The sequence below is a fragment of the Bradyrhizobium sp. AZCC 1719 genome (assembly GCF_036924525.1).
In the GTDB taxonomy this organism is placed as follows: Bacteria; Pseudomonadota; Alphaproteobacteria; order Rhizobiales; family Xanthobacteraceae; genus Bradyrhizobium.
In genome coordinates this window covers 5,401,544-5,423,567 of sequence record NZ_JAZHRU010000001.1, presented here as the reverse complement: position 1 = coordinate 5,423,567, position 22,024 = coordinate 5,401,544, and the positions used below count along the sequence as shown (strand labels likewise).

20 protein-coding genes are annotated in these 22,024 nt (G+C 62.8%); 6 read left to right on the top strand and 14 right to left on the bottom strand.

Features of this window, described 5'->3' with window-relative positions; genetic code table 11:
* Positions 1 to 3: 3 nt before the first annotated feature.
* The 4 genes from ccoO to V1292_RS25465 all read right to left on the bottom strand — a co-directional run bounded on the left by ccoO (position 4) and on the right by V1292_RS25465 (position 3,778).
* On the bottom strand, positions 4 to 738 hold the full coding sequence (ccoO, locus tag V1292_RS25480) for a cytochrome-c oxidase, cbb3-type subunit II (protein WP_334375377.1): 735 nt from the start codon (positions 736 to 738) through the stop codon (positions 4 to 6).
* Positions 739 to 749: 11 nt separating this feature from the next.
* Entirely contained in the window at positions 750 to 2,372 is a 1,623-nt protein-coding gene (gene ccoN / locus V1292_RS25475; RefSeq protein ID WP_442895630.1) for a cytochrome-c oxidase, cbb3-type subunit I, read from the bottom strand.
* 457 nt (positions 2,373 to 2,829) lie between these two features.
* Entirely contained in the window at positions 2,830 to 2,970 is a 141-nt protein-coding gene (locus V1292_RS25470; RefSeq protein WP_334375375.1) for a hypothetical protein, read from the bottom strand.
* A 94-nt stretch (positions 2,971 to 3,064) separates the two neighbouring features.
* A complete protein-coding gene (locus tag V1292_RS25465) occupies positions 3,065 to 3,778 on the bottom strand; it encodes a Crp/Fnr family transcriptional regulator (protein ID WP_065744540.1) in 714 nt (237 codons plus the stop codon).
* A gap of 196 nt (positions 3,779 to 3,974) precedes the next feature.
* On the opposite strand from V1292_RS25465, the gene V1292_RS25460 reads away from it, so the two are divergent.
* Positions 3,975 to 4,292: a c-type cytochrome gene (locus tag V1292_RS25460; protein ID WP_334375374.1), complete on the top strand. Its 318-nt coding sequence runs from the start codon at positions 3,975 to 3,977 to the stop codon at positions 4,290 to 4,292.
* Between the two features lie 54 nt (positions 4,293 to 4,346).
* Here V1292_RS25460 and V1292_RS25455 read toward each other — a convergent pair whose 3' ends face one another.
* The 3 genes from V1292_RS25455 to V1292_RS25445 are packed head-to-tail and all read right to left on the bottom strand — an operon-like array spanning position 4,347 to position 7,367.
* Entirely contained in the window at positions 4,347 to 5,450 is a 1,104-nt protein-coding gene (locus V1292_RS25455; RefSeq protein WP_334375372.1) for an ABC-type transport auxiliary lipoprotein family protein, read from the bottom strand.
* A 4-nt stretch (positions 5,451 to 5,454) separates the two neighbouring features.
* Complete coding sequence (locus V1292_RS25450) at positions 5,455 to 6,228, bottom strand: ABC transporter ATP-binding protein (RefSeq protein WP_334375371.1); 774 nt, start codon at positions 6,226 to 6,228, stop codon at positions 5,455 to 5,457.
* A 2-nt stretch (positions 6,229 to 6,230) separates the two neighbouring features.
* On the bottom strand, positions 6,231 to 7,367 hold the full coding sequence (locus V1292_RS25445; RefSeq protein WP_334375370.1) for an ABC transporter permease: 1,137 nt from the start codon (positions 7,365 to 7,367) through the stop codon (positions 6,231 to 6,233).
* Between the two features lie 168 nt (positions 7,368 to 7,535).
* On the opposite strand from V1292_RS25445, the gene V1292_RS25440 reads away from it, so the two are divergent.
* The 5 genes from V1292_RS25440 to V1292_RS25420 are packed head-to-tail and all read left to right on the top strand — an operon-like array spanning position 7,536 to position 12,244.
* Positions 7,536 to 7,811 carry a hypothetical protein gene (locus V1292_RS25440; protein ID WP_334375369.1) on the top strand — a complete coding sequence of 92 codons (276 nt, stop codon included), beginning with the start codon at positions 7,536 to 7,538 and terminating at the stop codon, positions 7,809 to 7,811.
* Between the two features lies 1 nt (position 7,812).
* Positions 7,813 to 8,304 (top strand): phage holin family protein, encoded by a 492-nt coding sequence (locus V1292_RS25435; RefSeq protein ID WP_334375368.1) that lies wholly within the window; start codon positions 7,813 to 7,815, stop codon positions 8,302 to 8,304.
* A 50-nt stretch (positions 8,305 to 8,354) separates the two neighbouring features.
* The gene (locus V1292_RS25430) at positions 8,355 to 8,780 is read left to right on the top strand and encodes a hypothetical protein (protein WP_334375367.1); all 426 of its coding nucleotides are present in this window, start codon (positions 8,355 to 8,357) and stop codon (positions 8,778 to 8,780) included.
* Positions 8,781 to 8,783: 3 nt separating this feature from the next.
* Positions 8,784 to 11,378, top strand: coding sequence for a cation-translocating P-type ATPase (locus V1292_RS25425; RefSeq protein WP_334375366.1), 2,595 nt, complete (start codon positions 8,784 to 8,786; stop codon positions 11,376 to 11,378).
* A 26-nt stretch (positions 11,379 to 11,404) separates the two neighbouring features.
* Positions 11,405 to 12,244 (top strand): universal stress protein, encoded by an 840-nt coding sequence (locus V1292_RS25420; RefSeq protein ID WP_334375365.1) that lies wholly within the window; start codon positions 11,405 to 11,407, stop codon positions 12,242 to 12,244.
* A 66-nt stretch (positions 12,245 to 12,310) separates the two neighbouring features.
* Here V1292_RS25420 and V1292_RS25415 read toward each other — a convergent pair whose 3' ends face one another.
* From V1292_RS25415 to V1292_RS25385, 7 genes are all read right to left on the bottom strand, one after another.
* Positions 12,311 to 15,004 (bottom strand): bifunctional acetate--CoA ligase family protein/GNAT family N-acetyltransferase, encoded by a 2,694-nt coding sequence (locus tag V1292_RS25415; RefSeq protein WP_334375364.1) that lies wholly within the window; start codon positions 15,002 to 15,004, stop codon positions 12,311 to 12,313.
* A gap of 136 nt (positions 15,005 to 15,140) precedes the next feature.
* Positions 15,141 to 17,000: a PHA/PHB synthase family protein gene (locus V1292_RS25410; protein WP_334375363.1), complete on the bottom strand. Its 1,860-nt coding sequence runs from the start codon at positions 16,998 to 17,000 to the stop codon at positions 15,141 to 15,143.
* Between the two features lie 12 nt (positions 17,001 to 17,012).
* Positions 17,013 to 17,381 (bottom strand): hypothetical protein, encoded by a 369-nt coding sequence (locus V1292_RS25405; protein ID WP_334375362.1) that lies wholly within the window; start codon positions 17,379 to 17,381, stop codon positions 17,013 to 17,015.
* A gap of 164 nt (positions 17,382 to 17,545) precedes the next feature.
* A complete protein-coding gene (locus V1292_RS25400) occupies positions 17,546 to 18,379 on the bottom strand; it encodes a universal stress protein (RefSeq protein ID WP_334375361.1) in 834 nt (277 codons plus the stop codon).
* A 140-nt stretch (positions 18,380 to 18,519) separates the two neighbouring features.
* On the bottom strand, positions 18,520 to 19,410 hold the full coding sequence (locus V1292_RS25395; RefSeq protein WP_334377161.1) for a CHAD domain-containing protein: 891 nt from the start codon (positions 19,408 to 19,410) through the stop codon (positions 18,520 to 18,522).
* Between the two features lie 2 nt (positions 19,411 to 19,412).
* Entirely contained in the window at positions 19,413 to 20,978 is a 1,566-nt protein-coding gene (locus tag V1292_RS25390) for a bifunctional aminoglycoside phosphotransferase/ATP-binding protein (RefSeq protein WP_334375360.1), read from the bottom strand.
* 2 nt (positions 20,979 to 20,980) lie between these two features.
* Entirely contained in the window at positions 20,981 to 21,964 is a 984-nt protein-coding gene (locus V1292_RS25385; RefSeq protein ID WP_334375359.1) for a zinc-dependent alcohol dehydrogenase family protein, read from the bottom strand.
* Positions 21,965 to 22,024: the final 60 nt, after the last annotated feature.

Below are 22,024 nucleotides of genomic sequence, written 5' to 3'. Positions count from 1 at the left end.
TGCTCAGCGAAGATTTGCTTTTTCGTTGTAAAGCTTGAAGTCGACCAGCGTGCCGAGCATCTGCAGGTACGCGACCAGCGCATCCATTTCGGTCGGCGCGCCGCCCTTGCTGTCAAAATTGCGGGCAACCGCCTTCGGGTAGCGCTTGGTGAACGCATCGACGCCGGCGTTGTCAGGATCGGCCTGCGCCTTGAGATCGGCGACGGCGTTGGCGACCTGGTCCTCCGAATAGGGGACGCCGACCGCACGGTTAGCGCGGAGATGAGCCGCGACGCTGGCCTCGTCGACTTCCGTCTGCGACAGGAAGGCGTAACCGGGCATCACCGATTGCGGCACGATCGCGCGCGGATTGTTCAGATGCGTAACGTGCCATTCGTCGGAGTATTTGCCGCCGACGCGAGCGAGATCGGGACCCGTACGCTTGGATCCCCACTGGAACGGGTGGTCGTACATGCTCTCGGCGGCGAGCGAATAGTGGCCGTAACGCTCGATTTCATCACGCAACGGCCGGACCATCTGCGAGTGGCAGAGATAGCAGCCCTCGCGAACATAAACGTTGCGGCCCGCAAGCTCGAGCGGCGTGTATGGCCTGACGCCGTCGACTTTTTCGATCGTGCTCTTGAGGTAGAACAGCGGGGTGATCTCGACCAGGCCGCCGATCGCGATCACCACGAGGATTCCCGCGACCAGCACGATCGAGTTCTTTTCGAAAATTTGATGTCGTGACCAGAAAGACATTTCTGTGCTCCTCATTCCGCCGGCTGAAGAGCGACGGGCGCTTGCACTTCCGCTTTGCCAACGCGCACCGTCATCCAGAGATTATAGGCCATGATCAACGACCCGATCAGGAACAGCGCTCCGCCTGCGGCACGGATGATGTAGAAGGGATGCATCGCCTCCACGGTTTCGATGAAGGAATATTCGAGGAAACCGAGCGAGGTGTAGGCGCGCCACATCAGGCCCTGCAAAATTCCCGACACCCACATCGCCGAGATGTAGAGCACGATGCCGATGGTGGCGGTCCAGAAGTGCCAGTTGACCAGTTTCAGGCTGTAGAGCCCCTTGCGATCCCACAGCCAGGGAACGAGGCAATACAGCGCGCCGAACGAAACGAACCCGACCCAGCCGAGCGCGCCGGCGTGCACGTGACCGATGGTCCAGTCGGTGTAGTGGCTGAGCGAATTCACGACCTTGACCGACATCAGCGGACCTTCGAAGGTCGCCATGCCGTAGAACGCGACCGACACGACCAGCATGCGGAGCACCGGGTCCGTCCGCAGCTTGTCCCAGGCACCCGACAGCGTCATCAGTCCGTTGATCATGCCGCCCCACGACGGCATCCACAGCATGATCGAGAACGTCATGCCAAGCGTCTGCGCCCAGTCCGGCAGTGCCGTGTAGTGCAGATGGTGCGGGCCGGCCCAGATGTACAGAAAGATGATCGCCCAGAAATGAATGATCGAGAGTCGATAGGAATAGACCGGCCGCTCCGCGCGTTTCGGAATGAAGTAATACATGATGGCGAGGAAGCCGGCGGTCAGGAAGAAGCCGACCGCGTTATGCCCGTACCACCACTGGAACATGGCGTCCTGCACGCCGCCCCATGCAATATAGGACTTCGAGCCGAACACCGAGACTGGCAGCGCCGGGTTGTTGCCGAGATGCAGGACAGCGATGGTGACGATGAAGGCGAGATAGAACCAGTTGGCGACAAAGATGTGCGGTTCTTTCCGCTTGATGATCGTCACCAGGAAGACCAGCAGATACACCACCCAGACGATCGTCAGCCACAGGTCGGCATACCACTCCGGCTCGGCATATTCCTTGGATTGGGTGACGCCCAGCAGATAGCCGGTGCCGGCAATCAGGATGAAGAAGTTGTAGCCGATGACGACGAACCAGGGCGCCAGATCGCCCGCCAGGCGCACGCGGCAGGTTCTCTGCACGACGTAGAGCGATGTTGCGATCAGCACGTTGCCGCCGAAGGCAAAGATCACCGCCGACGTATGCAGCGGCCGCAGGCGGCCAAAGCTCGTCCAGGGCAGATCGAGATTCAGCGAAGGCCATGCGAGCTGGGACGCGATCAATACCCCGACTGCGAATCCTGCGATACCCCAGATCACCGACATGACGGCCGCGAACTTGATCGGGCCCATGTTGTAGTTGGGACGGCCACGGATTTCCTGCGGCGGCAACGATGCCGGACGGGCGAAGTATCGGTTGACGATCGCAATGACCGCCCAAAGGCTGGCGGCGGACGACAGCGCGGCATGGAAGGCAAACGCCGTATCCTGCGCCTTGGCCACAGCAAGCAGGCAAAAGAATGCGGTGAGCGAAAAGACCAGCACCAGACCGGCCTCGCCGTGCGTCATCGATTTTGCGGTTGGAGATTGGGTCATGGGCTAGATTCTCTTCTGCGGATGGGTCTCACTGATCACAGCGACGCGACCGCGAGATTGATCGAAGTCAATTTCTTGCTGTTTTGCATATTTCGTAGCGATGCGGCTCGGTGCGAACTCAACAGCAGGACGGGCCAATCGGCAGATAAGCCTGCGTAACCTTCGCTCGCTCCGGAGAGACTTCTGACGCGTTCAACTCCGCGCGCGTGATCCTTTTCGGTTCGGCCAAGCACCCGAACCCGGCCGCGACTGCCCGTAACAGGCGGCCGATGGCGGCAGTCAATCTTCCCGTAACGGCGGATATCATCGTCACAACGAGACCTCGCAGGATCGCGCGCCACCAAAGTGCAAAGCGCGCCCGGCGCCTTGACGTGAATCAAGGGAGATCAGACGGCCCTGCTGAATCGTGTCGTGTCGGCGCGGGTAGCGGTCAGAACGCGCGGCGCTTGGTGGCAGAGGACTTGGCCAATTGTTTCGGCCGGGTCTGGAAGTCACCCCAGAACAGCACCGCAGCAAAAACCACGAACATCGCAACGACGCAGACGGTAACGAGCAACGAATCGGTTGGCATGCGGCTGATCTCCTGTGATGGAGCCCAGCATGCCGGCCGGCCTTAGGCGGGGCTTTGACCTGGATCAAACGCACCGCCATTTACGCGGGATTTCTCATGCCGCAGCCATGGCGGCAGCCCGGCTCGGGTCCAGCAGCCGGACGCCCCCGGCCACGATAATGAGCATCTTTTCGCGCTCGAACCGGGTGAGCGTCCGACTCACAGTTTCAATCGTCAGCCCCAGATAATCCGCGATATCCTGCCGGCTCATCGGCAGCGCAATGGTTTGTCGCTCATCGCCGATCTGAGCCAGACGCTGCCGCCAGCCCACGAGGAAGGACGCGACCTTCTCCTCCGCGGTCCGCCGGCCCAGCAGCAACATCTGCTCCTGCGCCAGCTTCAGTTCCCGTGCCGCGAACTCGTTGATCCGCATCAGAAAATGTGACCGCTGCTCAATGAAGTGCGTGAACGCTTCCCTGGAGAGACGGCACACCGTCACGGAATCGATTGCATCTGCCGAAAAGCTGTAGCGATCGGACGGCGCCACGCCGAGAAAATCGCCCGGCAGCGCAAAGCCGATCACCTGGCGCCGCCCATCCGGCAACAGCTTGTACAGACGTGCGACACCCGCAGTCAGACTGTGGACCGAACGCGCGATCTGGCCCGCCGTGAACAGCGCCTCATTGGGAGCGAAATGAATGTGACGGGAGATCCGTTCGAACTCTGCAAGGTCGGCCTGGTCAAGCGCGTTGCAGATGCTGAGTGACCGGACGGTACAGGCTGAGCAGCGCCCGAAACTTGCCCGATTCGGAGAGATGGTTCGTATCATTTACCGCTGCCCGTCCAAGCGCCGCGTTGACGCTCCATCTCCTGGCCGTGACCCGCGCTCCGGCATCAGGAGATATAGTTCATTCTAGCGGATCCATGGCCCGCTGATTGATCCAGATCAAACTAGCCGGCGATTAAACCTTCACAGTGCGGCTCTGGGCTGGAAAACCGCGCTTTTCCACGGAGTCGAAGGTGCAATGATCCGACGAATTCTGATGCCGCTGGCATTTGCGCTCGCCACCCTGACTCCGGCCGCGGCGGCTTCGCCTCAGGAGCAGCGTGGCAAGACCTTCGCGCTGAACAACTGCGCGAAGTGCCACTCGATCGACAAGGTTTCACCGAGCCCGCTCAAGATCGCGCCGCCGTTCCGGGCACTGCACAAGCGTTACCCGATCGAGACTCTCGGAGAGGCGCTGGCCGAAGGCATCTACACCGGCCATCCGACGATGCCGGCCTTCCAACTCGAGCCGGACCAGATCGGCGACCTGCTGGCGTATCTGAAGACGCTTGAGTAGCGCATTCCGCCGGTGGCGCTGCGGGCCCGGCTCCTCGCCGAGCCGGGCCCGTGCCTAATACGCCTGCACCGTCCAGGCGATCACGTTCTTTGCAATTCTGCCGAACGCTTCGCTGAACGCGGCGACGGCCTCTGCCGGTGCGACTGTCGCAAACTTCTCGCGTTCCTCGAACAGGTGCGAGGCGACGATCTTGCCGTTCTTGTCAACGATCCTGGCCGACAATCCGATTTCGGCGACAGGGCCCGATTCGATGACGATGCGAAACCGCCTGACATCGATCAGCAACTGGAATTCGGTCTGCCCGACATTGGCCATGCGGAGTGGCGCATGCGCGATGTCGTAGTTCTCAAAGCTCTCGATCAGCCGCACCTGGATCAATTTCGGCAGCGCATCGGCCCACATCGCCTCTGCGAATCCGGGGAATTCCTGCGCCGGCGAGAACAGGAAGCGCTGCGTCTCCAACATCGCAACCGCCGTCGGCTCCGGAATCGCCCACTGCACATTGATGACCTTGCTTGCCGGGCCCGAGCTCGGCAGCGCGCGGAGATCATAGGTGATCTTCGGCGGCGGATTGGTTGCCCCGGTCATGCGTTCGAGACCGGCGACGATCCCATCAAGCTTGCCGGTGTTACGGGCCAGGCCCTCCGAGAACACCTTCAAGTTGGTGATCGTGTCCTTCAGCGCTCCCGAATTCTCCGACAGCACCGTATCCACCTTGCGTAGCGCGTCGCGCGCGGCCTGCGTCATGCCCTGCCCTGCGCCCGGCTCGGCGACCAGCGTCGGTATCGCGCCGCTCTGCGCGACCTGCGTGCCGCCTTCGAGTGCAATCACGGGCACGCCGGTAAGGCCCTGGAACTCCAAGCCGACCTTGGTATCAGCGCGCACCGGCGTGGTCGAAGCAACCGAGATGGTCGCATTGACGCCGCGCGGGTTGCCTGGCGCAAGCCCGAGCTCCGTCACCTCGCCGACCCGAATGCCATTGAACAGCACTGCTGCGCCGACAAGCAGTCCGGGCACCGAACCGTCGAACTGCGCGCGATAGCTGGAGCGTGGGCCGAGCCCGCCGGTGTTTTGCAGCCAATAGACGAAGCCGAATACGGCCAAGATGGCCGCCAGCACGAAGGCGCCGACAATGACGAAGGGAGCGCGGGTTTCCATCTCGTTAGCTCGCTCTGGGTTGCAGCATCCGGGAACGCTTGCCGTGGAAATAGGCCCGCACCCAGGGATGCTCGGATTGAAGCAGTTCGTGCATCGGACCAATGGCGACAATCTTGCCGTCGGCCAGCGCCGCGACGCGGTCACAGACAGTATTGAGGCTGGCGAGGTCATGGGTGACCATGAACACTGTCAAACCAAGCGTTTGCTGCAATGTCTTGATCAGCGCATCGAAATCGCCGGCCGCGATCGGATCGAGTCCCGAGGTCGGCTCGTCGAGAAACACGATCGCGGGATCGAGCGCGAGCGCACGCGCCAGCGCCACGCGCTTGGTCATGCCGCCGGACAATTCGGAAGGAAACTTGTCGCCGTCCTCCGGCTTGAGCCCGACCATTTCGAGCTTGGCGGTCGCGATCTCGTCCATCAACGCTTCGGATAGCACGAGATTTTCGCGCAGCGGAAACTGGATGTTCTGCCGTACGGTGAGCGACGAGAACAGCGCCCCCTGCTGAAACAGGATGCCCCATCGCCCGGCCGCACCTCGTGTGGCGCGGTCGTGATCGATCGGCGAGCCCATCACCTCGATCTCGCCACCCTGCCGAGGGATCAGGCCGATGATGGTTCGCATCAGCACCGACTTGCCGCCGCCGGAAGCGCCGACCAGGCCGAGAATCTCGCCCCGGCGGACGTCAAGCGCGAGGTGGTCGATCACGACGTGCCGGCGGAATCCGACCACGAGATCGCGTACGCGAATGGCAAACGGTTCGGAGGCTTCCTGCATCGCTACATTCCGATCGATGCAAAGAACACGGCGAAGACGCCGTCGAGCACGATGACCAGGAAGATCGATTTGACCACCGATGTGGTGGTCTGCTTGCCGAGCGACTCGGCACTGCCCTTCACGCGCAGGCCTTCGCTGCAGGCGACGATGCCGATCACCAGCGCCATGAACGGCGCCTTGATGATCCCGACCTCGAAATGGGTGACGGAGACGGCGTCATGCAGCCGCGCGAGGAAGATCGCCGGCCCCATGCCGCCGTAGAACCAGGCGACGAGGCCGCCGCCGTAGAGCGCCGCCATCGAGCCGATGAAGCTCAGGATCGGCAGCGCGCAAGCCAGCGCCAGGATCCGCGGCAGCATCAGAACTTCGATCGGATCCAGCCCCATCGTCGACAGCGCGTCGATCTCCTCGCGCATCTTCATCGAGCCGAGTTCGGCGGTATAGGCGCTACCCGAACGTCCCGCGACCATGATGGCGACGATCAGAACGCCGAGTTCGCGCAGCACGAGAATGCCGACCATGTCGACGACATAGGAATCCGCGCCGAACTTGCGGAAATGGAAAATGCCCTGCTGCGCAATGATGGCGCCGATCAGGAAGGTGATCAGCACGACGATAGGTATCGCCTGCCAGCCGACGCGATAGAGCTGGTAGGTCAGCGACGTCAGCCGCAGCGATCGCGGCCGCCGCAGGACGCCCAGGATGGCGATGCACAGCGAGCCCAGCATCTGCAGGAATGCGGCGATATCTTCGCTCGAACCGATCGTCGCGCGGCCGATATCGCCGAGCTTTGCCACGACGGGATTGCGCGCCGGTGCCGCCGCGGGCGTTCGCCGGTTGACCTGGCGAACCTCGTCGATCAGGCCGGCATAATTGTCGGCAATACCGATGATGTCGGCGCGGTGACCGACGGAAGTGACCCGCCGCGACATCTTCTCCAATAACCAGGCGCCGAGCGTGTCGAGTTCGCGCACCCCGGCCATATCGACCTTGACGGCAGCGGCTCGATCGAGCTGCGGCGCGATGTCATTGGAAAGCTGTTCGAGCGTCGCTGCATTCGAAGCCGTCCAGGAGCCGCCTGGACGCACCTCAAGCGCATCGCCCGATGGCGTCACCGTTAGCAGAGGTGCGGTCGCCAAGATGATATTTCCTCAATCAGATAGCTCTCATTCTCTAGGCCGCAGGCGCGGCATCCATGTTGACCTGCCTCAAAGCACCGGATGCGCCTATCACGGTTGACCCAAGTCAAAGGGCATTCGTGCTGCCTCGCCTAGAATTCGAAAGGCAAGGGAAAATGGGCGAGCGCGATGTTCAAATCAGGCGAGCTGGGTGAAGAGTTGCAGGCGCTCAAGAGCGAGGCGTCACGACTCCTGAACATGCATGCCGACGATAGGCTCGGGGCCGCAAGCAACCGATCTGAGGCACTCGTCGAGCCGATCAAAGCGGCCCTGCGCGAACTCGGCGAAACCTTGGGCGAGGAAGAGGAGCATGTCGAGAGGTTGATCGCAGAGCGGCCGATTGCAGCGCTAGCATCCGCCTTCGCGCTCGGCGTCGCGATCGGTTTCATGCTGAGGAGGCACTAACGTGAACAGCGAGAACGTCGTCAAGCATTTGCGCGCACTCTGGCGCACCGATCGCATCATCGCGGAGATCCGGATGCGGCACATGCTGGTTGGGCTCGGCTTGCGGGCGTTCGCGGCGCTGATTGCGGCCTTCGGCCTGTTGATGCTGGAGCTCTCGGCCTATTTCGCGCTGGTGCAGATCTGGAGCGCGATTTCCGCGGCAGCAATTCTCGGCACCGCCAATTTCGTGATTGCGGCCGTCTTGTTCGTCGCTGGCGGAAGACCTGCCGCAGGCCGCGAGCTCGAACTGGCGACCGAAATTCACGGCTCCGCGGTCGAGGCCTTGCAAGGCGAGGCCCGCGCCCTGCAATCGCAATTCACCGGCATGGTGCAGCATCCCCTGAACAGCGTGCTGCCATTGGTGCTGGTGCCGCTGATTACGATCATCGTCAAGAGCCTCAAGAAATCCAGGGCGACTGCCCCCGTGCCTAAGGCCTCGGCTGAGCCGAGCTGACTACGGCGGAAGCAATCGCCTCATGCCAGAAAAACCAGGAGCCATGCGAGATGTCGAAGATCAGAGCCAAGACCCAGCCGAATCCGATTCTCAACGCTTCCCTGCCGCCGCAATTCCGGCAATTCCGTCTTGCGCTGGCCCGCGAGCCCGGCCATCCCGACGGCGACGCCGAGGTGGCCTATATCATCGTGGCGCCGCTCGATTCCGCGGACCGCATCGATGCAAGACTGTGGCGCGAGCGTCGCGATGCTTGCCGGGTCGTGCGCCAGCGCCCGGACGAGCAGGACAAGCACGGTCACCTGGTTCACCGTCCCGGTGGCGGCTGGGCTTTCCACTATGACGACGGCGAGATCAGCGTGCCCGACGACGTCGGCTATCACTTCGCGGACGAACGCTTCCTGGTCGGCGAATATGTTTCGCTCAACGAAGGCGGCAAGATGCACACCTATCGGGTGACGGCAGTATCGTATCTCTAAGAAATGAAACCGTTTTCCGGCCTCAGTGAAGCCGAGGCAGCGGCGCGGCTGCAGGCCGAGGGGCACAACGAGCTCCCCCAACCGGATCGGCGTACGCCGTTTCGAATAGCGATCGAGGTGCTGCGCGAGCCGATGCTGGCGCTGCTCCTGGTCGGCGGCGTCGTTTACCTGGCGCTTGGCGACCTGAAAGAGGCGATCATCCTGGTTGCCTTCGCGACCATGTCGATCGTGATCACCGTGGTGCAGGAGACGCGGACCGAGCGCGTGCTGGAAGCGTTACGCGACCTCACCAGTCCCCGCGCGCTCGTCATTCGCGACGGTGAGCGCAAGCGGATTGCAGGTCGAGACGTGGTGCGCGGCGACCTCGTCGTTCTATCCGAAGGCGACCGCGTGCCCGCGGACGCCATCCTTTTGCGCTGCGGCGATCTGCAGGCCGACGAGTCGATGTTGACCGGCGAATCCGTGCCCGTGCGCAAGGTCGCCTGGGATGATCGCACCACATCCGTACCGCAACCTCCGGGAGGCGACGGCCTGCCGCAGGTGTTCTCCGGCTCGCTGGTGGTGCAGGGCTCGGGGCTGGCGGAAGTAACCGCTATCGGCGTGCAAAGCGAGATCGGCAAGATTGGCCAATCGCTGGCCAATCTCGAAACCGAACCGCCGCGCCTGCAGGCGCAGACACGGCGCGTCGTCCGGCTGTTCGCCGTTCTCGGCGGCGGGGTGAGCGTGCTCGCGGTATTGCTCTACGGCATCATGCGCGGCGGATGGCTGGATGCCGTGCTGGCCGGCATTGCGCTGGGCATGTCGATGCTGCCCGAAGAGTTTCCGGTTGTCCTGACTGTCTTCATGGCAATGGGAGCGTGGCGAATTTCACTGGCGCGCGTGCTGACGCGCCGCGCGGCGGCGATCGAGACGCTAGGCTCTGCCACCGTCCTGTGCACCGACAAGACCGGGACTCTCACGGAAAACCGGATGACGATCGTCGAGTTGCGGCTGAAGGATGGAAACGTCTTCCGCCCGCAAGCCGGAGCAGACATGCCACCACAGTTCCATGAACTGAGCGAGTTTGGCCTGCTCGCGAGCGCGCCCGATCCGTTCGACCCGATGGAGCGGGCGTTCCATACTCTGGCGCGGGAGCGGTTGACCGAGGCTTCGTATCCGCATCCACGCTGGAAACTGGTGCATACCTATGGTCTTCGACCCGATCTCCTCGCCGTAACCCATATCTGGCAAACGGATGGCGACAGGCGGGAATACCTCGTCGCCACGAAGGGCGCTCCCGAAGCGATCGCAGGTCTGTGCCGGCTCAGCGCAGCCGACCGCACCATGCTGACGCAATCCATTGATGTGATGGCCTCCGCTGGCCTGCGTGTGCTGGGCGTTGCGCGCGCCACTCACGCCGGACCGCACTGGCCCGCGTCGCCGCGCGAACTGGGCTTTGAGTTCCTGGGACTTGTCGGCCTTGCCGATCCGCTGCGCGCCAGCGTCGTCGAGGCGGTCCGCGAATGCCGGTCCGCCGGGATCAAAGCCGTCATGATCACCGGTGACTATCCGGCGACCGCAAACGCGATCGCCCATCAGGCCGGGCTCGCGCGTGGCGAACTCGTGACTGGCGAACAGCTCGAGAAGTTGAGCGAGGCCGAACTGGCCGGCCGGGTGCGGACAGCAAGTGTCTTTGCACGGATCTCGCCGAACCAGAAACTGCGTATCGTCAACGCCTACAAGGGCAACGGCGAGGTTGTCGCAATGACCGGCGATGGCGTCAATGATGCGCCTTCGCTGAAGGCTGCCCATATCGGCATCGCCATGGGTGGACGCGGAACGGATGTGGCGCGCGAAGCTTCCGCCATCGTGCTGCTCGACGATGATTTTGGCTCCATCGTCAAGGCGATCCGTCTTGGGCGCCGCATCTATGACAATTTGCGCAAGGCGATGGGCTTCATCTTTGCCGTCCACATCCCCATTGCGGGCCTGGCACTGCTGCCGCTGGTGTTCGGCCTGCCTCTCCTGTTCGGACCGATCCACATTGCCTTCCTCGAAATGGTGATCGATCCCGTCTGCTCGCTGGTGTTCGAGGCCGAAACCGAAGAGGACGATGTCATGCGGCGACCGCCGCGCTCCCCCGACGAGCCGCTGTTCTCGCAGGCGTTGGTTGCCTGGAGCCTGCTGCAGGGACTGCTGGCGTTTGTGGTCGTGGGGGCCATTTTCGTCGCGGCGCTGCGATGGGGAATGCCGGTACCCGAAGTGCGGGCGCTGACGTTCTTTTCGCTGATCATCGTGATCGTCAGCCTCATCCTGGTCAACCGCTCCTTCAGCGCATCGCTGCTTGCCGCGCTCCGGCGGCCGAATCGGAGCTTGGCTGCGGTGCTCGCCGCCGTCGCCGTCATCTTGGCCCTCACCTTGCTCTGGCCGTTTGCGAACCAGCTCTTCGCGTTCGGCCCTCTCCACGCCGACGACCTGGCCCTGACGCTGGGCGCCGGCGTCATCGCGCTGCTCGTGCTGGAAATGCTCAAGCCGTTACTGCGCCCGCGGCTGCAGTCGCGGACCCGGCCGACGCAGCCACTTGCGATGGATCAAACGGCAAAAACGACGGCACGGTAACGTAGTTCCAGAAAAAGGAGAGCCCCATGGCGTTCAAGGACATTCTGCTGACACTGACGAGCTATCCCGATCCTACCCCGGTTTCGGTCGCCGAGGATGCGGTTGCGATCGCCACAGCGCTTGGCGCTCACCTTTCGGCGGTAGCTTGCGAGGTGCATGTGGAAGTGCCCGGGCATTTCCTTTCCGGATCGACGGCCAATATTCCCGGGATCATTGCGGGCGAAATGGAAAAGAGCCGGAAGAGCGCCAGGGACATGCTGGCTGCATTCGATGTCGCCGCAAACAAGGCCGGCATTCTGCATGAGAGCATTCTCGAGAAATGCCCGACCTTTGCCGTGCCGGATCTCCTGGCGGATTACGCGCGGCTTCGCGACCTCACCATTGTGCCGGTGCCGGAAAGCTACGACCAGTGGTACGCAGAAGCCGTGATATTCGGATCGGGTCGACCTACCCTCGTCCTGCCGGAGAGCCCGCGGGCCCGTCCGTTCGAGCTGGGGACGGTCGCCATCGCCTGGGATTTCAGTCGTGCTGCGGCCCGGGCGATTTCTGATGCGATGCCGATGCTCGAAAAGGCGCGTAAGGCGCGGATCGTTACCGTCACCAACGAAAAGAAGTTGGATAGCAAGCATTCCGCCGAAGCGCTGGCAAAAAACCTGGCGCGACACGGCATCGACGTCGTGCTCGACAAGGTCGACGCCAACGGCCGGCCGATCGGCGAGGTGCTCGAAGCCTATACGGCATCACATCGGGTCGACGTTCTCGTGATGGGCGCCTATGGACATTCGCGATTGCGCGAATTCATCCTTGGTGGTGCCACGAAGAGCCTGCTGTCGAAGCCGCCGCTCCCGATTCTGATGTCGCATTGACAGCCAACCGCAGTGGTCTATCCCGCGCACGGCAGCGTAAAGGCGCATGCCGTGCGCTGACGACAACTAAAGCTTCAGCCTGACGTTGCAGATATCGTGCTCCTGCGGGTCCGACTTCACCTCGAAGCCGAGGCTGCGGCACATCGCCAGCATCACCGTGTTTTCGGTCAGCACGTCGCCGGAAATCGCCTTCAATCCTTCGGACTTTGCATACTCGATGATCATCTGCATCAGGGCCCAGCCGAGCCCCCTGCCCTTGAGATCGGATCGGAGCAGGATCGCGTATTCGCCGCTCTCATAGATCGAATCCGAATGGATCCTGACCACCCCGACCAGTTCGTTGGTCGCCTCGTCGAAGGCGACGAAGGCCATCGCCCGGGCGTAGTCGAGTTGGGTCAGGCGGGCGATGAATTCATGGGAAAATTCCTTCATCGGTGCAAAGAACCGGAGCCGCAGATCCTGCATCGTAACGTGTTTCAGCATCTCGTGGATCGCTGGTTCATCCTCGGGACGGATCGGACGGACGAACACGCGCCAGCCGTCCTTTACCTCGATGTGACGCTGCCATTGCGAGGGATAAGGGCGCACGGCGAAGTTCGCCGGGCCCGAGCCACGAAACTTTCGTTCCACGCGCCCGATTACGACCCGCGCGTCGACCGCCAGCACGCCCGCCTCATCCGCCAGCAGCGGATTGATGTCGAGCCCACGGATATCGGGTATGTCGGCGGCCATCTGCGCCAGCTTGACCAGAACCGTTGCGACTGCGTCCTGCTTCACCGCCGGCACGTCGCGATAGGCGCGCAATAGCCGCGAGACACGGGTACGTTCGATCAGGCTGCGCGCCAGTTGCAGGTCGAGCGGCGGCAGCGCCAGCGCCTTGTCATTGATGATCTCGACTGCCGTTCCGCCACGGCCGAACACGACGACGGTACCAAACGTCGGATCGTCGGCGAGGCCGAGAATGAGCTCGCGCGCCTTCGCCCGCACCACCATCGCCTGCACCATCACGCCCGATATTCGCGCCTCCGGCCGCAGCGATCTTGCCCGCGCGAGAATCTCGCGGGTCGCCTTGCGCACCGCATCGGCGCTGGTGAGATTGAGCACCACGCCGCCGACATCGGATTTGTGGACGATGTCCCGCGACATGATCTTGAGCACGACGGTCGCCCCCTGCGCAAAGATCGCATTCGCTTGCGCGACCGCCTCTTCGGCATCGGCGGCGGCAAAGGTAGGCACGGCAGCGATATCGTAAGCGTCAAGGAGCCGCTTGACCTCGATCGGATCGAGCCATGAACGGCCGTCGGCCAGCGCCGCGGCAACGATCTGCCGCGCTGCATTGATATCGGGAGCGAATTCGCTCGGCATAGCGGGCGGAACCTGCGCCAGCGCTTCCACCACCTCGCGATGGCGGACCAGATGCATGAAGCCGCGCACGGCGTCGTCTTCGGTCGGATGGTTCGGAATGCCGGCCCCGCTCAAGAGATCGCCGATCGACGGCTCCGCGCCGACCCAGACCGCGAGAACGGGCTTCGGCGCCATGCGCTGCCCGGCGCGATATTTCTGCACCACGCCGGTCACGGCCACGGCGATTTCGTCGGCGCGCGCAATCGCCGTTTGCACGTTCATCACCAGCACGGCGTCGTTTTCGGGATCGGCCAGCAATGCTTCGAGCGCTGCGGCATAGCGCGCGGGATCGGCATCGCCGACGATATCGACCGGGTTCGATTTCGACCATGTCGGCGGCAAAACAGCGTCCAGCTTCTCGCGGATCGCCGACGAGAGAGCCGCAGAAATACCGCCGAGCTCGACCAGCCGATCAACCGCCAGCACGCCGATGCCGCCGCCATTGGTCAGAATCGCAAGCCGCTTTCCAGGCGGCGATTTGACCCGCCCGAGCGTCTCGGCGCAGTCGAACAATTCGCGCAGATCCGATACGCGCAGGATGCCGGCGCGCTGAAATGCAGCGTCGTAGACGGCATCAGCCCCGGCCAGCGCTCCGGTATGGGTTGCAGCGGCCCGCGCGCCTTGCGCCATGCGGCCTGACTTGACGACCACGACCGGCTTTATTCTGGCGGCGGCGCGTGCGGCCGACATGAACTTGCGGGCATCCTTGATCGCCTCGATGTAGAGCAGGATGGCGTTGGTCTTTTCATCCAGCGCGAAGTAATCGAGCAGATCGGCGATATCGACATCGAGCTGGTCACCGATCGAAACAATGCCGGAAAATCCGACGGCCCGCTGTGCCGCCCAATCCACCATGCCGGCGGCAATGGCACCGGACTGCGAGATGAGCGCTAGATGGCCCGCGGCCGGCATATGTGCGGAAAAGCTCGCATTGAGACTGACGCCGGGCATCATGATGCCAAGGCAATTCGGGCCGATCAGGCGCATGCCGTATTTTTGCGCGGCCCGCTCCGCTGCTTCCGCCAGCGAGCCCGCACCGTGCCCGAGCCCGGCGCTGACAATGACTGCGCCGGCCGCGCCGCGCCGACCCGCCTCATCTATCAGGCCGGCGATGGTATGGGCAGGCGCAGTAAGGACAACGAGTTCCGGCGCAAAAGACAGTTTTGCGATGCTGTCTGCGGTCGCGACGCCATCGATCTCGTGATAGCGCAGATTGACGAGGCCGAATTCGCCCTTGAACTGGGCCTTGCGAATATTGTTGAGAATGGCACGGCCTACCGAGCCGTGGCGCGGGCTGGCGCCTACCAATGCGACGGAATGCGGCGAAAGCAGATTTCTCAGACGATAAGTGGACATCGTTTTCCAGTACCGGCAGGTCGCGCCTACTGTAAGCCCCAGACAGATAGCGCAATGTGACGTTTGCGCGACAAGTTGGCCAAGGACTATCTAGCTGCGATGACAAATCGCATTCGGCTAGGTGGTTGATCCGGGATCAGTGACGAACGTAATCTCCGGGCGCCTCAGGCAGTTCCTTTGCTTGCGCAGTTCCGGTGCCCATGTGCGGCGGCTCCGACAGCTCGCCGGATCTTGCGGAGAGCCACTTCGTCCATTCAGGCCACCACGATCCTGCGGTTGACGGCACCGTGTTCAGCCATTCATCGGGACCGACATAGGTTGCGTCCGCCGCCTGGGTCTTGACCTGATACGTATGCCCCGGCTCGCCGGGTGGCGCGACGATCCCCGCATTGTGGCCGCCGCTGGTGAGAAGAAAGGTTACGTCGGCATCGACTTGATAGTGGATCTTGTACACGGACTTCCACGGCGCGACGTGATCGCGAAGGGTGCCCACCACGAACATCGGCGTATGAATATCCGACAGTGAGATCGGCTTGCCCTCGACAAGATGTCGCCCGCCGGCAAGGTCATTGTTGAGGAACAGCTTGCGCAGATACTCCGAATGCATCCGGTATGGCAGCCGGGTGGCATCGGCGTTCCAGGCCATCAGATCGCTCGGCGCCGCCCGCTCCCCCATCAAATAGTCGCGGGTAAGCCGCGACCAGATCAGATCGTTGGAGCGCAATAGCTGAAATGCGCCTGCCATCTGCGTAGTGTCGAGCACCCCGCGCTCCCACATCATATCTTCGAGGAATGCAACCTGGCTTTCGTTGATGAACAGCGTCAGCTCGCCGGCCTCGGTGAAGTCGGTTTGCGCGGCGAGCAGGCTGATCGACTTCAGCCGGTCGTCGCCGTCGCGCGCCATGGTAGCGGCGGCGATCGACAGTAGCGTTCCGCCAAGGCAATAGCCCAACGCATGCACCTGACGGCCTGGCGCAATATCGCCGATCGTATCGAGCGCCGCTTGAACGCCGAGCTTTCGATAGTCGTCAAAGGCGATCTCGCGGTCGGCGGCGTCAGGGTTGCGCCACGAGATCATGAACACGGTGAAGCCTTCGCCCGTGAGATATTTCACCAGCGAGTTCTGCGGTGACAGATCGAGAATGTAGTATTTCATGATCCAGGCCGGCACGATCAAAATCGGCTCCGGATGCACTTTTTCGGTGATCGGATAGTACTGGATCAACTCGATCAGCTCGTTGCGGAACACTACCTTGCCGCGCGCCGTGGCCACGGTTTCGCCCACGGCGAAATCTTCGGTCGTGACAGGGCCAAGTCCCGCCGACACCAGGCGGATCCAGTCGCTGCAGAAATTTCGCCAGCCGCGCACGAAATTGTTGCCGCCACTCTCGAACGATCGGCGCAGCACCTCCGGATTGGTTGCAGCAAAATTGGACGGCGACATCACATCCAGCATCTGGCGGATCGAAAACTCGACGATCGCCTCGTTCTGCTTCGCCACACCGCGCACGCCCATCGTCGAATTGCGCCACCATTGTTCGGCGAGCAGAAAGGTCTGCGCCATCAGATTGAACGGCGGGTGTTCCCAATCCGGCCGGCTGAAGCGCTTGTCCTGCGGCTGCGGCTTGATCAGCGACCACGGTGCCTGCCCGGGCGCGAAAAAGCGCTGCGCGGTTTCGAGTACGCGATTGGTGTCGACCAGAGCTTCCTGCACAATCTCGATCCGCCGTTGTGGCGACGCGGCCAGATGCAACAGCCAGTCCGCATAGGCCAGCAACAACGCGGCCGGTGAAAGGCCGCCGCTCAGGCGCGCCAGTATGGCATGCAGGGCGCGGTCGGCCTGGTATGTTTCGGTACCACGCGCGCCTTCCGTCGGCGGCAAGACCTGCAGTTCGACCGGCAGGGCCGGCTGCCGGTCATCGCCCTGGCCCGCTTCATTGGGACGAAGCGGCAATACGGCAACTTCCGCCGTCGGCAGGGGCGATTTCAGGTGCATGCTACTGGCCAATCAGTTCAACGAGCGGCCGCTGATCAAGTTCGACGTGGCCGCGATCATCCGCTCGCCATGCCTGAACAGCCGTTCGGAGTCGCGGCGGAAGAAGTCGAGCTGATGCTGGCCGCATTCCTGGCACAGCGTCCTGAAGTCCCGCACCGAATGCGCGCTCGCCATCTTCGCGACGAACTCCGTGTACAAGTGCATCTCGGTCCGTGTTCGCTCCAGCATCTCGTCGCCGAGAAACACCCATTCCTCGAACATCATCTTCTGGGCACCGAGCATGAACTCCAGCGCGCCCTGGTTCAGTTTGGTGGCTTCTGCTTCTGCATTTGCTGCCGCTGGAAAGGAACCGGAAGCGGCCCGCTCAGACAACGCTGACATGACAAATCTCCGATTTCTGAATTTCCGCCGAAGACGATACTGCCCGGCTTCGGATCGAACATTGAGGTCCATCAAACTGGCGTTATTGCGACCGCAGCACCGCCGCAAGGACATGAGACAAGGAACTTGCGGAGACGAAAGGTCACATCCCTGCCCGCCTGAGATCAGTGCGACATCAGCACCGGAACGGTCATGCACTTGAACATGCTGCGCGTAACACCGCCCAGAATTCGCTCCTGCAGCCGCGAATGGCCGTAGCCGCCCATTACCAGGACGCCGATATTGCTTTCGGCGGCGACCGACAGAATGGCGCCCTGAACGTCCCTGTGATCCGTGATCAACCGCTGCACCCGGGCCGCAATGCCGCGCCGCGCCAGATTCGCAACAAGCTGGTCCGACGAAGCTTCACCCGGCTCCTCATTGACCGCAATCACGGTGACGGCCTTCGCGCCCATTAGAAATGGCATAGAATCGCGCAATGCCCGGGCTGCAGGACGGCTGGCGTCCCAAGCGATCCCGACATGGTGGGCATCGAGCGGCCCCTTGTGGATGTAGGGAACCATTAGCATCGGCCCGCCGGAATTGAACAGGATCTGCTGCGGAATCTCGTTGTCGTAGCTGGCCTTCGCAGGGTCCGGCTGCAGCACGATCGTCATGTCGTAAAGGCGGGCAAGCGCCCCGATGGTCTGGCCGGCTTCGGCGGGAATTGCCGTGAAGGTCCTGGTGCCGTAGGCGATGTTGGCGAGCTTCGCCTCGATCTCGAATACGCCGATTGCGGCCTTCGCCCGCTCCTCGGCACGCTCCTGTTCAGCTCCCATCATCGCGGCAATGGCGGCGCCGCCGCCTTCCGCGATCATCCCGGCAGCGCTCAACGATTCATAGCCGATGGCTACGGCATCGAGATGCGACCGCCGCGCAATGGTCAGGGAGACAGCGACGTCAATCACGGGCCTGACCGGGCGCTCGGAGGGAATATGAACCAGAATATTCCTGAACATCGCCATTCTCCCATGCATTGGCGAGGGCTTACGGCCCACGTCCCGGGTTACGGCCGGGAGAGTAGCTGGCTGACGGACAATGGAACTTGACGCACGTCAAACTCGGACAATGTCCGGCGGGAGCTCTGCGAACGATGACGTCAGCAGGCTCGGGCCTGTTTCAGTTCACGATAAGATGCGATGGCGGCGCCGAGCAGCACTTTCCTTCGATGGCGATAGCCCGGCGGCACCTTACTCCGTTTACCGCTTTCGGCCCGCGGCGAGTGGCTGACAAGACCGGCGAAACGCCTGAGATCGCGGAGGTCACCCAATGCGCGTTGCATTCGCTTTGCTGGCCGGTGCAGGTGATGCAATTCGCCGCGGCTCTGCAGCGCGACGGTTTCCGTGAGCGCTTCCAGCATGTAGCGGAAGCGTTTCACCCTGATCCGCAGCCGGTGACGGCGCGATTCACCCAGCGCCTTCAGGTGGCGTCCCTTGCGGACCAACCGTTCGTGCCAACGGTTGAGTTCGCGAGCACAATAGGATTGCAGAGCCTCCGTCTCATTCCGCTTGCATCGCGCCAGCCACTCTCCCCGTCTGCTCCAGTCAGCGATTGCCGAGATCAGCCGGCGCGTCCGAACGGTGCGCAGACAACGAACCAGGCGGCGGTGATCCCGCGTCTGGCGCTGATCGACCTGCTTGATGATGTGCTTCGCCCAACCGCGGTAACGCTTGCGGCGTGCATACTCGACAACGACGTCGCTGTCGCGTGCGGCGCCGAGCGAACCATTCAGCCAGGCGATTTCCTTTTTCAGGCGCAGCCATTCCGCATCGACCACGATCGGCGCGAAGAACGCCACAGCGGCGCGCAACCGTGTAATCGCGACGCGGATCTGATGCACCGCCTCTGCATCGCCGGCGCATGCGCCGCTGTGCTGGGCCTTGATAGAAGCGATGCAGTCGAGCGCGATCGTCTGGAATGCGGTTGCACAGTCGAGGCTCACCGCAGAGGTGTTGTTCAGGCCGGATGTACTGGTTGGGCGGCCGCGCATCGTCAAGGCTCGTCCGGCACCAAAGGCAGGATCGCCCGGGTGTTGCGCAGCGACTGTTCCGGCGTCCCAGAGGCATCGATCATATGCCATTGTACCGCGCCGAGCGCGAAAGTCTCCTGCTTCAGGGCGACGCTTCGTCTCGCATCGGATGCATCGCCCTTGCGCTGCTCGATCCGCGCCAGCCGCGTCGCGAGATCGGTCGTCAGAAAAAGGCCGACGAACCGCGCATTGTGCGTGGCGGCGAGACCCTCGATTTCCTTCCGTTCCGCTTCCTGCAGATAGGCGGCATCGAGCACCACCGAACAGCCCTGGGTGAGCACGCGCAGCGCAGTGCTCGAAAGCGCGGCATATACTCGCTCCGTCGTTGCGGACTGATAGGCAGATTCCGGCAGGCCGGTGGTTTCGCTGGTACCGAACAGGCGCTTGCGGACGACATCCGAGCGCACGATGACCGCGCCGGGTGGCGGCTCAATCAGACCCGCGAGTCCGCGTGCAAGCACCGACTTCCCCGTGCCCGACAGCCCGCCGATCGCCACCAGCATCGGCGGCTTGGGCGCAATGAGGCGTCTCGCCAGATCGAAGTAGCGTTTGGCCTCCTGCCGCACTGCATCGCTCTCGCCGGCATGCTCGCTCTTCACGAACAGCACGTGCGCGCGGATCGCTGCCCGCATCGACAAGAACAGCGGCAGCAGGCGTAGCCCATCGAAGTCTTCATCCGCGGCTGCGGTAACATAGCGATTGAACACTGCGTTTGCCGCTGCCCACTGATTGAAGTGGATCATATCCATCAGCGTGAACGCGAGATCGTAGAGAATGTCCGTCGTGGCGATGACGGGATCGAACTCGATGGCATCGAACAGCAGCGGCCGGCCATCGACCAATGTAATATTCGCAAGATGCAGGTCGCCGTGGCAACGGCGCACGAATCCTTGCCCGGCGCGCTGTCTGAGCAGCGGCTGCAACGTCGTTGCAGAGGCGCGGCTGGCGGCGTCGAGTTGTTCGATCGCAACGGAATCTAGTCCGTGCACGGTTTCAAACTTTGCGGTATTGCGGGCGATGATGGGTAGAACCGAGGCAAGCCAGCTTTCGCCGTCGTGGCGCGCGGCCCTGTCGTGGGATCGCAGAACCGCATCGGCCACGGCGGTCGCAAGCGGCGGATCGATGGTCTTCGCTGCAGCGATGCGGTCGAGCGACTGCTTCTCGTCAAACCGCGTCATTTCGACCGCCCATTCGACCGGAGTGCCCGAACCGCCGATTTCGAAGGCGCCATCGGAATTGCGCGTAATGGGAATAACGCCTCGGTAGAGCTCGGGAGCGTTGCCGGCGTTGACCTTCAGTTCCTCCTCGCAGGCGTTCTTGCGCTTCTCCAATGTCGAATAATCGAGGAAGGGTAACCGCACGGCACGCTTGATCTTCAATGCCCGATCAGCTCCGAGAAAAACCATGGAGGCATGGGTATCGATCCGCTTGCCGCCCCCGGCCGCACCGAAACTGGAGCCATCGAGGAAATCGAGCACAGGCTGCTGATTGTCAGCCTCGGCTGCGGCAGCATTTGGGGGCGGTCGCATAGTCATGGCTGCAGCACGGCGGCGCCCGTGATCTGTCCGGCGCGCAGCTTCGAGAGGACTTCATTCGCTTCCTGCAACGGAAACACGCTGGTGTGCGTCCTGATGCCAGCTTGTGTCGCGACCTTGAAAAACTCGATCCCGTCGCCCCGCGTCAGGTTGGCAACCGAAAGCAGCCGCCGCTCCTCCCAGAGCATGCGGTAAGGGAACGAGGGAATGTCCGACATGTGAATGCCGGCGCAGACCACGCGCCCGCCTTTGCGCACAGCTTGCAATGCCAACGGCACCAGGGAGCCGACCGGCGCGTAGATGATAGCTGCGTCAAGCGGCACCGGAGGCTGCTCCTCCGACCCGCCGGCCCATTCGGCGCCCAGCGTTTTTGCAAGACGCTGGGCCTTGACATCCCCTGCGCGCGTGAACGCGTAGACCGAACGCCCCTGCCAGCGGGCCACCTGCGCGATGATATGGCCGGCTGCACCAAAGCCGAAAATGCCGAGATGTTTTCCATCGCCGGCCATCACCAGCGAGCGCCAGCCGATCAGGCCCGCACACAGCAAAGGAGCGACAGCGACGTCGTCGTCGACCTCGCCGAGTGGAAAGCAATAGCGCGCGTCCGCGACCAGATGCGTGGCAAAGCCGCCATCGCGCGTGTAGCCGGTGAAGCGCGGGCGGTCGCAAAGGTTTTCGCGGCCGCTCCGGCAATAGGGACAGTCGCCGCAGGTATGACCTAGCCAGGGAACGCCGACCCGTTCGCCGATCCTTAGAGACGCCACACCGGGCCCAAGGGCTTCCACCCGACCGACCACCTCGTGGCCGGGAACGATCGGGTAGGCAATATCGGGCAGTTCTCCATCGACGACGTGCAGGTCGGTCCGGCATACGCCACAGGCGCCAACCTTGACACGCACTTCGCCAGGCCCGGGGACCGGATCCTCGCGCGGCTCAAGCCGCAGTGGCGCGCCGGGCGCTTGCAGGACCATGGCGTGCATTTCGTCCACTATCCTCACTGCGGTCTATCCGCGACGAGCGGGGCATGCCCGATCCTCCGT

What these genes read in the sequence shown, in the direction of transcription:
- V1292_RS25405 (WP_334375362.1), bottom strand. Translation starts at nt 17,381, where the DNA reads ATGTCAGCGTTGTCTGAGCGGGCCGCTTCCGGTTCCTTTCCAGCGGCA.
- V1292_RS25430 (WP_334375367.1), top strand. Translation starts at nt 8,355, where the DNA reads ATGTCGAAGATCAGAGCCAAGACCCAGCCGAATCCGATTCTCAACGCT.
- V1292_RS25425 (WP_334375366.1), top strand. Translation starts at nt 8,784, where the DNA reads ATGAAACCGTTTTCCGGCCTCAGTGAAGCCGAGGCAGCGGCGCGGCTG.
- ccoO (WP_334375377.1), bottom strand. Translation starts at nt 738, where the DNA reads ATGTCTTTCTGGTCACGACATCAAATTTTCGAAAAGAACTCGATCGTG.
- V1292_RS25395 (WP_334377161.1), bottom strand. Translation starts at nt 19,410, where the DNA reads ATGCGCGGCCGCCCAACCAGTACATCCGGCCTGAACAACACCTCTGCG.
- ccoN (WP_442895630.1), bottom strand. Translation starts at nt 2,372, where the DNA reads ATGACGCACGGCGAGGCCGGTCTGGTGCTGGTCTTTTCGCTCACCGCA.
- V1292_RS25410 (WP_334375363.1), bottom strand. Translation starts at nt 17,000, where the DNA reads ATGCACCTGAAATCGCCCCTGCCGACGGCGGAAGTTGCCGTATTGCCG.
- V1292_RS25400 (WP_334375361.1), bottom strand. Translation starts at nt 18,379, where the DNA reads ATGTTCAGGAATATTCTGGTTCATATTCCCTCCGAGCGCCCGGTCAGG.
- V1292_RS25420 (WP_334375365.1), top strand. Translation starts at nt 11,405, where the DNA reads ATGGCGTTCAAGGACATTCTGCTGACACTGACGAGCTATCCCGATCCT.
- V1292_RS25460 (WP_334375374.1), top strand. Translation starts at nt 3,975, where the DNA reads ATGATCCGACGAATTCTGATGCCGCTGGCATTTGCGCTCGCCACCCTG.
- V1292_RS25415 (WP_334375364.1), bottom strand. Translation starts at nt 15,004, where the DNA reads ATGTCCACTTATCGTCTGAGAAATCTGCTTTCGCCGCATTCCGTCGCA.
- V1292_RS25385 (WP_334375359.1), bottom strand. Translation starts at nt 21,964, where the DNA reads ATGCACGCCATGGTCCTGCAAGCGCCCGGCGCGCCACTGCGGCTTGAG.
- V1292_RS25450 (WP_334375371.1), bottom strand. Translation starts at nt 6,228, where the DNA reads ATGCAGGAAGCCTCCGAACCGTTTGCCATTCGCGTACGCGATCTCGTG.
- V1292_RS25440 (WP_334375369.1), top strand. Translation starts at nt 7,536, where the DNA reads ATGTTCAAATCAGGCGAGCTGGGTGAAGAGTTGCAGGCGCTCAAGAGC.
- V1292_RS25470 (WP_334375375.1), bottom strand. Translation starts at nt 2,970, where the DNA reads ATGCCAACCGATTCGTTGCTCGTTACCGTCTGCGTCGTTGCGATGTTC.
- V1292_RS25390 (WP_334375360.1), bottom strand. Translation starts at nt 20,978, where the DNA reads ATGCGACCGCCCCCAAATGCTGCCGCAGCCGAGGCTGACAATCAGCAG.
- V1292_RS25455 (WP_334375372.1), bottom strand. Translation starts at nt 5,450, where the DNA reads ATGGAAACCCGCGCTCCCTTCGTCATTGTCGGCGCCTTCGTGCTGGCG.
- V1292_RS25465 (WP_065744540.1), bottom strand. Translation starts at nt 3,778, where the DNA reads ATGATACGAACCATCTCTCCGAATCGGGCAAGTTTCGGGCGCTGCTCA.